The sequence below is a fragment of the Peribacillus aracenensis genome (assembly GCF_025175645.1).
Taxonomy (GTDB): domain Bacteria; phylum Bacillota; class Bacilli; order Bacillales; family DSM-1321; genus Peribacillus; species Peribacillus aracenensis.
This window is the reverse complement of record NZ_JANZMJ010000049.1, coordinates 14092-28454: the sequence shown is the minus strand read 5'-3', so window position 1 is coordinate 28454 and position 14363 is coordinate 14092. Positions and strand designations below refer to the sequence as shown.

Below are 14363 nucleotides of genomic sequence, written 5' to 3'. Positions count from 1 at the left end.
CTTCAGGGAAGAGTCATTCATTAGAAAACATCATAAATCATTTTAAATCATTCACAAATGTGGAATTTATAACGAAAACAAACAATAACTTTGCAAGCGAAGTTCATAATGAAATTAATTTGGATAAAATTAAGAAATTAGGATGGGAACCTATTATTAACTTAGAAAAATCTATTTTAGATATTCTTAATTTCTACCGTATGAATAAATGATCAAATATAAATCAGATGTTACTGAATGTTGATTAATAATTCTAAAAAAAAGGATTCTAATAGGAATTTTTTGATAAAAGGACTGTACCATAAATACGAGAAGATTTATTGATTTGTATATATGGGTGCTATCAGAAATAAAGGTTTATAAACTTATATAATTATCATTAGGAGGAACGTAATGAAAGTAGGAGTAGTGCTTCCGGTTTTTAATCAAGAACCACAATACATTTTTGAATGCATACAATCCCTTCAAAATCAGACTTTTCGACAGTTCAAACTGGCAATTGTGATAGATGGGGCTAATGTAGAGACGGTTAATGCAGTTTATGAAGCATCACAAGTGTTAACGATACCCTTTCAAATTATTAACAGAACAGAAAACCAAGGCATTGCGTATACCTTAAATGAGGGATTCTCTTATCTTACTGATTGTCCCTACCTTACTTGGGTATCCAGTGATAACAGGCATTATCCCGAATTCTTGCAGGCATTAGTCAAAACAATGGACTCTACACCAAAAGAAATAGTTCTCGTTTATTCTTTATATCATCGAATAAATGAGAAAGGCATCAATGTATCAAATTCTGAAGAGATGCATCAATTTATGACTTCATTAATGAGACGCCCAAAAGAACAAATATATTCCGTTTGTTTTTTAGGAGCCTCTTTCTTATTTAGGAGGCAGGCATTTGAAAAGGCAGGTGGATACAGAAATAAATTTCCCATCGCGCAGGACCATGACTTTTGGATGAGGATTCTACAGCATGGCGATATTTATTTTCTGGAGAAATATTTAATGGAATACCGAGTCAATGGAAAATATTCACTTACCACTTTGACACCGTCTGAGGATCTGATACTAGAAAGTATGAGAAGCAGCATTGATAATCGGAAAACGATACAAGACATTCCAAGGGTATCAGTATTGTTAACTTCTTATAATCAGTGTAAATATATCGACCATGCGATTGAAAGTGTCCTTAATCAAACGTTTACCAACTTCCATCTTATTGCTGTAGATGATGGTTCCACCGATGGAACTCAAGAAATCATCTATCAAAAAAAAGATTCCAGACTCATCGGGCTTTTCCTTAATCACCGTGGAAAGGCTCATGCATTGAACGCAGGCCTTGAGTTCTGCTTAGGGGAATATGTTCTTGAACTGGATGGCGATGATTGGCTCGATCCTCAGACATTGGAGATCATGGTAAGGGAAATGGATAAACAGCCACCAAATGTCGGCCTCACATATGCAAATCGTAAATTATGGAACCAAGTTGGAGAGAAACTTATTGAAGGCCCTATAATACCAGGATTAAATTATGGGGATAAGTATGATGTATTATCTAACTTACAAACTCATTGTCCAAGGCTTTATAGAAAATCAGCACTAAAAAGTATTGGGGGATGGAAAAGATTTATCGATGGTCAACCGGCCATTCTAGATGATTTCTTAATGTTTTTAGATCTTGCTGAGAAATATGACTTTCATTGGATTAATGGCGCTTTATATCATCAAAGAAGACATGAAAAAAATATCACTCTTATACAGCAAGAAGAAATTAGTTCAGAAATACAAAAAATCGTACATGCAAAGATAAAAGAATGGGGTAATGAATATATTCCTGAATTCATTTTTAATGAAGGAAGTTTAGTAAAAGTAGACTTGAGACCGAGGGGATTATCATGAAAATTGTCGCTATTTTTGGAACTAGGCCTGAGGGAATCAAGATGGCACCCATCATTAAAGAATTAAGAAACGAAACGAATTTAAACTGTGTCTGTTTAAATTCTGCACAGCATCGAGGCATGCTGGATCAAGTTTTAGAAATTTTTTCGATAGTTCCAGAATATGACCTTAATATCATGAGCCAGGACCAAAAGCTTCAGGATATTACTGCTAAAATGATTACTAGGATATCGGCCATTCTTGCAGATGAAAAGCCACAGCTTGTGTTGGTACTCGGTGATACAGCTACTACTTTTGCGGGGGCATATGCGGCCTTTTTACAACAAATCCCTGTCGGACATGTGGAAGCTGGTTTACGGACAAATCAAATGTATTCCCCTTTTCCTGAAGAGATGTATCGTCAGCTGGTCTGTCGAATGGCGACTTATCACTTTGCCCCTACCCAAGATAACAGGCTGAACTTACTGAAAGAAAATATACTTGATAATCAAATAAAAGTTGTAGGAAATACCGTTATTGATGCGCTCCTAGACGTTACTTCAAAACCTGTACCTCAACCCGTGTCAGAACTCTTGAAAAATGATAAGAAAAACATCATTGTAACTACACATAGAAGGGAAAACTTTAATGAATTAAAAAACGTATACTTCGCAATCAATGAAATATTACAAAATCACAAGGATGTTCATGTCATTTTTCCTGTGCATAAGAATCCAAACGTCCGAAAGCAAATTGACAGATATTTAAAACCACATGAAAGATTATCCGTTGTTAGTTCAATCGATTATGAAGTATTTGCGCACCTGTTAAAGAAAGCATTTTTGGTTATTACAGATTCAGGCGGAATACAAGAAGAAGCGGTCTCGCTTAAAGTGCCTGTACTTGTAGCAAGGGTTTCTACCGAACGCCCTGAGGGTGTCAAAGCTGGAATCCTAAAATTAGTGGGGCTTTCTAAAGAGAGCATATACAATGAAGTATCACGGTTAATATTGAATCCATCGGAATATAAAATGATTGCCAATATCCCAAATCCATATGGGGATGGTACTGCAGCTAAGAAAATTGTTGAATTTATTAAGAATGAAGCGGGTTCTTGGGAGAGTTAGAACGTATCACTTTCTTTGAATAAAATATTTTGTTCTGGTGCCCTAACAGATGTCTATATAATACTTCCCATTGGTTAACTTCCATAATAGAACCTCATATAAATCGATTAATCCAGTATGTGTTGAAAATAGAACAAACCCAACGACAATTAAAAAGAATTGTCATTGGGTTTTCCAACTAGTTAAAGGATTACTTGCTCGGCCTATTAATCTGAAACTGCGATTGCGCTAAAGCTCTCGGGCCCTACTCTTTCAAGCCCTAATGCATTAGTAGAGATAAATAATGAGTATGCGAGTACTTGACCTGCTGGGGGGACTGGTGCATTAAAACGTGTTCCATTAAACGTGAGGATAGTTGGGCCTAATATATTGGCTTCTAAGACCTGTGATGCAGAGTAAACGATTCCTTGTTCTGGAGTGATATTGGTACCTTCAACAACTGTAAGAGTAATAGAAGAGGTTACCGGAAGGAGAGGTAGTTGAACTGCAACCGTTCCATATAGTCCAACACGGATGGTACCAGTTGCACCACTAACGTCCAAACCAACTTGTCCAATAAATTGAGGTGTGCCAGTTCCGGAAATAGGAATAGATATGGAGTTAGCATAACTAGCATTCTGTGTAGTTCTTAAATCAAGAAATTTTGACATGGTTAAATCATCCTTTCAAAAGTGAATTTCAATTTAATATATTCAAATAATTAATTTTTTGCTTGTACATCTGGAAATTTTCCACTATTGATTTAATGAATTTATATATCACATACGTTATATTGTTATCTTTATATGTTTTTTAAAGAGTGTATATATACAAATCAAGTCTAACTAGTGTAAAGTAAAGTTGCTATTTTCATACTATCAAGAGGAATACCAGAAATCGTTTTTTGAGGGCAGAGATCATCAAATTAAGCAACACTTTGCTCTATTAGACGGATTACACAATAATCAAAATTATATCATTCTAATGAATGTGGTGATAAGTAGCGATCCAAAGGACATTGTTGTGTCTTATGCCTATTATCTTGATAAAATTACTGAAGATTCAATGTCTCTTTACGCAAAGGATAATAACCGCTCAAAAGCAAAAATATAGGCCCTTCCGAATGGAAAAACTGCCCAAATTTATTTTCTGTCACATATGAAGAGCTGGTTTCTCACCAGCAATCATTAGCGATCAATAAAGTAGTATTTTTGATGATTAGCAATATCAAACCCAAATGATCCGTAACTTTAGGAGAGGTAAAATAGGAAGTTGGCGTAATGATTTTGTTAATGGGGTTAAGAAGCGTTTTAAGGAAATTGTAGGAAAGTTATTAATTTAATTAGAATACAATAAAATTTTGGAGTGGTAAGTGGAACAGCAGCTGTCTGATTTTTAATACGCTGCTACTCAGTAAAGTATCAATAGTCAAATAAAAGAGCAGATTTATATTTTGACTCAAGCCGGGAAGACCCACTTGTCCATGTTCCGTAAATAATTAAGCCTGTCTTACTAATAATTACAATTCACATTTACTATTAATAATTCTCAGCTTTTTTCTATGAGGAGTGGACTGAGATTATTCTCGTAATTGATTATTAGCCATCAGTTCTTATCACTACACTGCCTGATGGCTTTTTATAAACAACAAATCTCACTGTAAAATTGTGCTTTTTGTAATTAAGGTAGAACATTCGAACTCTATGGAATCATCAATAATAAGTAATGTTCCTATTCTATGTTAGCAACCATTCCCGTGTTTTATCCGAATTTTGGTGAATTTTTTTACGGGTGCCCTTTATTTTTATATCCATTATGTAAGTAAGAGAGGGAATCTCACTGTTGTTTTTGCTTGGTTTGGTTGTATGTAGAGGTTTCTTTACTGTTAAGCAAGGTTAGTTGATCGTGTGTGGTTTAAAATATAATTTGGTAGGTATCTCGAGTTAATTTTTTGGTATAGACCTTTAGGAGTATACATGGCTACGCATTTATGGAGAAGAAGAAAGCGGAGTTTTGATTACTTTTTTTTTAACTGGTGTTTTATGGGTTTCGGTGATTATCGGCTGTCACACCAAAGAATCATTGGTTGAAATAACGAAGGTATTGATTAACTTTTCATCAGATACTTGATATAGCACAGGCGTAGTTTTTGGAATATTGCATGCCCTTACATAAGAAATGAAGTAGTGATTTAAGATAAGGTGTTAAACAGAATTCTACCGTTCATTAAGTAAAATACTATATTGCTTCGGTCTTTCGGAAAGATAGGAGTTATTATCATAGGTGAAATAACTTTATCTTTCCATAAGGTTATTTTCTAAAAAAGTATTACTGGTTCAAGAAGCACTGCTAACTTGTATGAATTTCAGTATTACATTTAAATTAGTACGATTATTACGTTAAATATTCCAAAGGGTAAGTGACTCTCAAATTGACATTTTGATTTCATTATTAATGAAAAAATTTCAAAGATAGAGTTTTAGAGTGCTTGAGTTCAATACTTTTCATTTTTAAGAGTGTATAACATATTTATGAAGTTCGTTGAATATTTAACAGGTGAGAAGTGTGTTTCTATATGTTCGACAGCCTTTCGTCTAATTTCTTCTCTTAAAGGAATGTTTGACAATAACTCATAACCTTCTAGCACCGCTTGATCGATATTTCCCAAATCGAAAAACTTTCCAGTGATATTATGTTTAATAAAACTGCTCACTCCATCAGAATCTGTTGATAGAACAGGGCATCGGCAAACCATTGCTTCAAGAACCGCATAACCAAAACCTTCTACTTTTGATGTAGAACATAAAAAGCCACCGGAGTCACCAATGATAGAAAAATATTCAGCCATTTTACTATGTAGTTGATTTGCATACATGGTAAGGTGGTTTCTCAAATTTAATTCATCAATTTTTCGTTCAAAGGCTAACCTTTCTTCTTGATTTGATAATGTGTTATCTTCAAACATCCAAAGTTGGATAGAAGGGTTCTTATGGATTAATTTAGACCCAATAATTAGGAAATCTCTCCAGTTTTTATTTTCCTCCAGCCTTCCTACCCAACCAATAATCGGGTTATCCTTCTTAGGGTGTATTTGGTATTTAAAATCATCTGTATTAAAGCAATTATGAAAACAATATTTTTTCTTACCTGGAAAATAAGTCTCAAAAGCTTGAATAAGGTGAGGTGTTTTAGGGTACAAAATAGCGTCACAGTATTTGTCAATAATGGTTTTGTGACTTTGTAAATAGTTATAAGCATGTGCCTTGTTGTAACCTAATCCTTGATTTTCATAAATTAATATTCCTTGGTACCCAAAATTCTTAATTGTTTGTAATAGACGGAGATCGGAAGCAACAACAATAGCATCATAATTCCCTTGTAAGATAATTGATTTAATCTCATCATTTCTATTTGTCACAAAAATTGAAGTATTAATTTTGTTTTGTAGTCCCGATCCATTTTGTAAATATAAAAAGTGACAGTTTATTTGCTTTTGTGCAAGCGCATTAAAGCGTTGTCTATTTAATGTTTCAATGCCCCCGCTTGGAACAAAAAAAGTAAACAAGATATTCATGTGTTTTTTTTGTGTTCTTGTATTTTTAAGGGAGCGAAAGCTCCATTCTGCCCCTTCAATATTTCCGTCATTTTTATACATGGTAGAATCGTGAGCAATTATTCCGGAACCTTCATTTAATTTCCAATAGCCCAAAAGGGAACGTTCATTTCCGGTAAGAGTCCGGCTCATATTTTTTTGGATTTCATGGTGCATTCTTGCTGTGTTCCATATCCGTATTTCATTAATGCCACCTTTATAAAAGCTTAAATCCTTCATTCCCCCAAAAACTCCCGAAGGAACTACTGTTTGTTTTCTGCTGACTTTTCCAGTTTTTGTAAATTTCCCATTTATATATAATGTAGGTTTTTTATTAGCGTATACAACTGCAATATGTGTCCAACCATTTATTGGTGCATCATAAACTAAAGTCGCAGGTAAATGGTCAATTGTGTGCTCGTATATAGAGATCCCATTTGTTCCTACCGATACCCCAACACCTGCCCGAGAACCATCTCCATCCCCATATGCTCCAAATACGGGTACAATGACAAATCGTTCGTTAATGATTTTGGAAATACCCCTTGATGATTCTTTTTTCAATTCATGAGGAACTTCTGGTTTTGCCCAAAATTCTATTGTGAATGTATTTTTAATTTCAGTGAATAGTTGTTTTTGAGTCGTTATGGTGCTATTCCCATGGAATGTAAGAAAAGTGTTGTATAGCATAATTAAAAAACCTCCAGCAATTTTTTAAAAAGAATCAAATGTATGTATATGTAGTGGAACTAGTTGATATACATATAATCTAGTGCTTTGCTCGCAATAAATGGTGGAAATGCCTAATCACATATGTGCTTTATCCGACTTTTGGAATATTTAACAGAAAGGAGACTGAAGATAATTAAGAAGTTATTTGAACGTAAAATCTGTAATATTGGCTTACTCGAAAATAGGTGATTTTTTAGAAAACCTTTAGCCTATACCATTATTAATCCATTTTCATATATTACGAGTATAGATTTGCTTCTTTTTAACGAGTTTTAGATTTCATTGTTCTTTGAAGGAGGGTTAATGTGAAGAAAGTATCAATTGTTGTTCCGTTTTATAATTGCCCCTACATTGATGAAGCATTGGAAAGTTTGATGAACCAAACATATAAAAATATAGAAATTATCGTTGTGAATGATGGCTCAACAAAATATTCAGATAAAATCACTCCGTATCTAGATAGAATTATATACATCGAAAAGGGAAACGGTGGAACAGCGAGCGCATTAAATATGGGCATCAAAAATGCGACAGGTGACTATTTTTGCTGGCTCAGTTCAGATGACATCTTTTACCCTGAGAAAACAGAAGTTCAATTAGACTTTATGAATAAAAATCGAGCGTTATTTAGTTATACTTCTTATTATTGTATAAATGAAAATGGGGAAATTACCACTCCTAGGATGGGTATACATTTGCCTAATAAATTAGAATTAATTAAAGCAATGAGCAGGGGAAATATTATTAATGGCTGCACTGTAATGATGAATAGGAAGATATTTGATCTAATTGGAGTATTTGATGAAACACTTCCATATACTCACGATTATGACTTATGGTTAAGGATAGTACAAAAATTTGACATACATTTTTTGTCTCAACCGTTATTACTTTATAGGGTTCATCCACAAATGGGCTCGAACAAGCATGCAGTTAGTATCAAAAAAGAAACTAGACTCGTTGTTAATCGACACCAAGCTAAAATGAGACAATTAATATTTAGACAACTCAGAAAACAATGATTATTCTAACTGAATGTGTAACTTGCTGGTTTCTCTAAAAAAAGTTGTAAGTCCTTGTGTTAAAACAAGGGCTTTTCCTATTGTAATTAATGGATTTTTTTATTTAGCATTATTTTACAGTTGTAAAATTCAGTCTGTCAAGGGGTTTTTAAAGCCCTAGATCCAGTGCTTTACTTTAGAAATCTATATTAAATTTGGCAAAGTACCAATCATCATCATATTTTCGTTTTTGAAAGTAGGCCCGTCGCTGCTTTTTGACTCCATCTAGGAGAACTTGGGATTCAATAGGGTTTGCTTTTACATGGATCATGAGTTTTTTGCACTTTTGTATGCGATGAGTATTAAAGTGAGAGTAGGCCATTCTTAATAAATTATAATATACTTCATCATAGCTAACTTCGTAGGGGTGAGTTTTTCTGAATAAATGGATTATTTTTACATCAGGCAGAACGTGGCAGCGAAATCCAAACAGCCATAGCTTAATAGATAGCTCTACATCTTCATGTCCCCAAGTTTTAAATCTCGTTTCAAATCCACCCACATCTTCAAACACTTTTTTTGAGATAATAAAACATCCTCCGGGTAATACGGCAGTTTCAAAGAGGCCATTTTGTTTAGAATTCCATTTAATTCTAAGGTTTGACTTTAAGGTCTGACCATAGCCGATGAAAACGGAATTACCAAACGAAGCGATTGCTGGGGTTACTGCATCTGATTTTCCAGAGAGGAGGGGTTCTACAATATGATCGATCCACAAATCTTCAAACTGTAAATGAGCGTCGCAAAAAATCAGGAATTCACCAGAAGCTTTTGTTGCCCCTAAATTTCGTGCGTTTGCAGCCCCTATTCCTTCTGTTTCAAAAAGTTTAACCTGGTTTGCGTGAATATAGGTATTAAGGAAATCACAGCAATCATCTGAAGATCCATCGTTTATAATAATCACTTCGAAGGAATAATGTGTATCAACAGAAAATAATGAATCAAGAGTGTTTTTCACATTTTCGCCTTCATTTTTGGCTGGGAAAATTATTGAAATTAAAGGATGAGTTTTCACTTCGTTTATCTCTCCTTTTATAACGAATTTTTCATTATCAAGAAAATATATCAAGGAGTGTGAAATAGATGGTAAGAGAAGGATTATCACAATCCTTGATCTTCGATTGCAAGAGGTAAGTTTTTGTTTGTTGTTGAGTTAAAGTGGTAGTAAATATACTATAAATAAAGGTTATTATTGATGTTTTCTAAAATTCTTAAAGGGATCTATCGCTGTTTTTTGCGCTCCAGATTGTAAGTTATATAAAGGATGATTTTTATAAAACATATCTAATGAAAATGAATCTGTATGAGTGTTTTTAAATTTAGAATCTGGGTAATCTTTTTTCTGATACGATGACATTATCCCGGAATTGTAATTTTGTTGAGTACTATCATTTTCTGTGTAACTCGGTTTATTTTGGGGGAAGATTGTTTGACAATGTAATGTTGGCGTATTAAAATTTTGGGTTGTAGTTTTTTGTTGGATTGTATCTTTCGAGAATCGAAATGCATTTGGTTGATTAATTACTTCATTGCTATTTGGCGAATTGAAATTCCCCATATTTACACGTGTATTTCCAACTTGCTGTTGTATTCCATTATTATTAAAAGGTTTTTCCATTTTTCTTTTTGGTTGCAAATAATTTTTCTCTTGTTCTTGAATATATTTTGCCAGTTCATCTTTATAACGTATTTCTTTTTCTTTTTGATCCTCTACCATTTTATTTATGGTTTCTATTTTTTTGATATAATTAAATTCTTTTTCTGTAAAATCCGTTATGGATGCGGTTAAGTTCTTAATTTCCAGTTGGTGTTGATTTTCATTTTCCTTTAAATTGATAATCTTCTGTTCTAAATTATCAATTTCAGCTTTATATTTATTTTCTTGCTCCGAAACAAGAGCAATCGTGTGAGTTAACTGATCGATTTCTTGTTGATGGTGACTTTCATTTTCCTTAAAATTAATAATCATTTGCTCCAGATTTTCAATCTCGGCTTTATATTTACTTTCTTGCTCCGAAACAAGAGCAATCGTGTGAGTTAACTGATCGATTTCTTGATGATGTTGACTTTCATTTTCCTTAAAAGTAATAATCATTTTCTCCAGATTTTCAATCTCGGCTTTATATTGATTTTCTTGCTCCGAAACAAGAGCAATCGTGTGAGTTAACTGATTGATTTCTTGTTGATGGTGATTTTCATTTTCCTTAAAATTAATAATCATTTGCTCCAGGTTATCAATCTTGGCTTTATATTTACTTTCTTGCTCCGAAACAAGAGCAATCGTGTGAGTTAACTGATCGATTTCTTGTTGATGATGATTTTCATTTTCCTTAAAAGTAATAATCATTTGCTCCAGATTTTCAATCTCGGCTTTATATTTATTTTCTTGCTCCGAAACAAGAGCGATGGATTGACGTAGATTATCAATTTCTTGCTTGTAGTTGTCTTCTTTTTCGGAAAGTCGTTTATTAGCTTTTTCTAAGTTACCAATGTCCGCCTTATATTGACTTTCCGTTTCCGATAGGTGATCGATTGTCTGAACATAATTTTCAATTTCATGTTTAAAGCTTTCGATAACTTGTATATGGTGATTTTCCTTTTCGGAAAGTTCAGTCATGGCTTTTTCTAAACCTTCAATCTCTACTTTATATTTATTTTCTTGTTCAGATAAAACGCTAATCGTGTGATTTAACTGATCGATTTCTTGCTGATGGTAGGTCTCGTTTTCCTTTAAATCTAAAATCATCTGTTCTAAATTTGCAATGTCCACCTTATATTGACTTTCACGTTCCGATAAGTGGCCGATCATATCATTAAAATTTTCAATTTCATGATTAAAGTTTTTGATAACTTGTTTCTGTTGCTCTTCTTTTTTGGAAAGTTCGATCATGGCTTTTTCTAAATTATCGATCTCCACTTTATATCTATTCTCTTGTTCAGATACAATGGTAATCGTGTGATTTAACTGATCGATTTCTTGTTGATGATAGTTCTCTTTTTCCTTTAGATCGGTAATCATCTGTTCCAAATTCTCAATGTTCACTTTATATTGATTTTCCTGTTTCGATAGTTGGTCGATTGTTTGAGTATATTGTTTTATTTCATGGTTAAAGTTTTCGATAATTTGTTTATGATGATTTTCCTTTTCGGAAAGTTCAATCATGGCTCTTTCTAAATTATCAATCTCCACTTTGTATTTATTTTCTTGTTCAGATACAACGGTAATCGATTGATTCAACTGATCGATTTCTTGCTGATGGTAGGTCTCTTTTTCCTTTAAATCCAAAATCATCTGTTCTAAATCTGCAATGTCCACCTTATATTGACTTTCCTGTTCCGATAGGTGACCGATCATTTGAGTATAATTTTTAATTTCATGTTCAAAGTTTTCGATAACATGTTTATGATGCTCTTCCTTTTCGGAAAGTTCGATCATGGCTTTTTCTAAACTTAAAATCTCGGCTTTATATTTATTTTCTTGTTCAGATACAACGTTAATCGTGTGATTTAACTGATCGATTTCTTGTTGATGATAGTTCTCTTTTTCCTTTAGATCGGTAATCATCTGTTCCAAATTCTCAATGTTCACTTTATATTGACTTTCCTGTTTCGATAGGTGATCGATCGTTTGAGTATAATTTTCCATTTCATGTTTAAAGTTTTCGATAACTTGTTTATGATAATTTTCCTTTTCGGAAAGTTCAATCATGGCTTTTTCTAAATTTTCAATCTCCGCTTTATATTTATTTTCTTGTTCAGATACAACTCTAATCGATTGACTTAACTGATCGATTTCTTGCTGATGGTAGTTTTCATCTTCCTTTAAATTGTTAATCGTCTGTTCCAAATTTGCAATGTCCGCCTTATATTGACCTTCCTGTTCCGATAGGTGGTCAATTGTCTGAACATAACTTTCCATTTCGTGTTTAAAGTTTTCGATAACATGTTTCTGCTGCTCCTCCTTTTCGGAAAGTTCGATCATGGCTTTTTCTAAACTTTCAATCTCCACTTTATATTTATTTTCTTGCTCCGAAACAAGTACGTTGGATTGATGTAAATGATCAATTTCTAGCTTGTAGTGGTCTTCTTTTTCGGTAAGATGGCTAATAGCTTCTTCTAAGTTACTAATTTCCATCTTATATTGTCTTTCTTGTTCGGATAGGTGAACGATTTTCTGAACATAATTTTCCATTTCATGTTTGCAGTTTTCGATAACTTGTTTCTGCTGCTCTTCCTTTTGGGAAAGTTCAATCATTTCTTTTTCTAAATTTTCAATCTCTAGTATATATTTATTTTCTTGTTCAGATACAATGCTAATCGTGTGATTTAACTGATCGATTTCTTGTTGTTTAAAGTTTTCATTTTCCTTTTGATCCATAATCATCTGTTTTAGATTTTCAATCTCCGCCTTATATTGACTCTCCTGTTCGGATAAGTGGTCGATTGTCTGAACATAATTTTCCATTTCATGTTTAAAGTTTTCGATAACTTGTTTCTGCTGCTCTTCCTTTTCGGAAAGTTCGATCATAGCATTCTCTAAATTTTCAATCTCCATTTTATATTGACTTTCCTGTTCGGATAGTTGGCCGATCCTTGAAGTGTAATGTTCCATTTCTTGTTTATGATGCTTTTCCTTATCTGAAAGAGTTTTTTCTAAATTATTAATCTCCACTTTATATTGCTTTTCTTGATCGTATAAAAGATCAATGGTTTTAGTAAGTTGATTCATTTCATTTTTATAATTCATTTCTTTTTCGTTGAAAGAATTAATGGTTCCTTTTAACTCTTGAATTTCGTTTTTGAAAGTATTTTGCTCTTGAAAATAAAACATGACTTTTTCAATTAATTTCTCAATTTCTAAATTAATGCTTTGTAAATCTAATTTAGTTATTTTTTTATTTACCGGAGCAAGAAGTGATTTCACCTCTGAAAGCCCATCCGCCATTTTTTTAAAATCTTCATCGCCGAACTTTTTGAATTCCTCATCTTTTACATTTGACTCATAATCTTGAATTTTCTTTTGAAGAGAAGCAATTTCCCTTTGTAATATTTTATTCTTATCTACAAGTGTTTTTATTTCATTTTTGTTCTTTTCGTCGTTTGTTTTAGTTCCTTTAACGTACTGTAGTTCGGTCTTATATTTCTTTATTTCTTCTTCTAATTTATGAACCTTGGTTTCTGCACTCTTTTTTTCTTGTTCCTTCCGATTGATTAGCTCTTGATATGTTCTTTGTTCATTTATCATTTCTTCATTATGTTTTATTATTTTCCTTATTTTCTTTCTACTATAATCCACTTCGTATTCATTAACTTTTGATTTGTATAGGGAAAGTTCAGATCTAAGGTGAATGATCATTTGCTGAAGTTGTACTGGAGTTATTTTATTCAATTTATTTTTTTGTATTTCATTGGTTTTTTCATCATCTGTATACAAAAATAACCACTCCTTATTTTTGATCACGTGTTAACAGGCTTCAATCTCCCGCCATTACCAATAAGGAATCAATTAGACAGGATGAGATTCAGCTACTGTAAATGACCAAGAAGTTCCTATGCGGAGATGTTTATCAAGATTTTTATGGGTGTGGTAACTTTATATGGAGCACTCGTTCGTGAGAGTATAGGTGTTGGTTCGTGTTAAGGAAAACAGCGACACCCAAATCATTGCAGGTGCTTAGTAGACAAAAGTAAATTCCTCCTCATAAATTATCATCTTGACCGAAAATCTTGATTTTTTTTCAATATTCATTTGACGTGTTTAAATCAAACACCGATCCCTTTATAAATGATTCCATAATAGTTATATGTACCGTATTTCAAATGGTGATTATATTTATTACTTTTTAATTCCCTCACAATTTCACTAACAATTAAAGACTGCTATGTTTATTCTTTATCATTTCTTCATTACTCTTACATATCATTAATATTGAATGAAATAAGGGTTGTAATGAAACAAGCAGCACGGTATTATTTTATCCTTTCGAA

7 protein-coding genes and 1 pseudogene are annotated in these 14363 nt (G+C 33.0%); 4 read left to right on the top strand and 4 right to left on the bottom strand.

The window, feature by feature from the left end; all coding sequences use genetic code 11:
* The 3 genes and pseudogenes from N0M92_RS27545 to wecB form a co-directional block, all read left to right on the top strand.
* Positions 1-212 (top strand): annotated as a pseudogene (locus N0M92_RS27545) (NAD-dependent epimerase/dehydratase family protein); the annotation flags it as partial.
* A gap of 181 nt (positions 213-393) precedes the next feature.
* Positions 394-1905, top strand: coding sequence for a glycosyltransferase family 2 protein (locus N0M92_RS27540; RefSeq protein WP_260288796.1), 1512 nt, complete (start codon positions 394-396; stop codon positions 1903-1905).
* Positions 1902-3011: a non-hydrolyzing UDP-N-acetylglucosamine 2-epimerase gene (wecB, locus tag N0M92_RS27535; RefSeq protein WP_260288795.1), complete on the top strand. Its 1110-nt coding sequence runs from the start codon at positions 1902-1904 to the stop codon at positions 3009-3011. The genes N0M92_RS27540 and wecB overlap by 4 nt, the downstream gene beginning before the upstream one ends.
* A 206-nt stretch (positions 3012-3217) precedes the next feature.
* Here the strand turns inward: wecB and N0M92_RS27530 are convergent, their stop codons facing one another.
* Together N0M92_RS27530 and N0M92_RS27525 are read right to left on the bottom strand one after the other, a co-directional pair.
* A complete protein-coding gene (locus tag N0M92_RS27530) occupies positions 3218-3661 on the bottom strand; it encodes a hypothetical protein (RefSeq protein WP_260288794.1) in 444 nt (147 codons plus the stop codon).
* A 1823-nt stretch (positions 3662-5484) separates the two neighbouring features.
* Positions 5485-7272, bottom strand: a complete 1788-nt coding sequence (locus N0M92_RS27525; RefSeq protein ID WP_260288793.1) for a glycosyltransferase — start codon at positions 7270-7272, stop codon at positions 5485-5487.
* 347 nt (positions 7273-7619) lie between these two features.
* Here N0M92_RS27525 and N0M92_RS27520 point away from each other — a divergent pair, with 347 nt between their 5' ends.
* Entirely contained in the window at positions 7620-8336 is a 717-nt protein-coding gene (locus tag N0M92_RS27520; RefSeq protein WP_260288792.1) for a glycosyltransferase family 2 protein, read from the top strand.
* A 175-nt stretch (positions 8337-8511) separates the two neighbouring features.
* Here the strand turns inward: N0M92_RS27520 and N0M92_RS27515 are convergent, their stop codons facing one another.
* On the bottom strand, positions 8512-9399 hold the full coding sequence (locus tag N0M92_RS27515) for a glycosyltransferase family 2 protein (protein WP_397443933.1): 888 nt from the start codon (positions 9397-9399) through the stop codon (positions 8512-8514).
* Positions 9400-9564: 165 nt separating this feature from the next.
* Positions 9565-13809, bottom strand: coding sequence for a hypothetical protein (locus N0M92_RS27510; protein WP_260288790.1), 4245 nt, complete (start codon positions 13807-13809; stop codon positions 9565-9567).
* Positions 13810-14363: the final 554 nt, after the last annotated feature.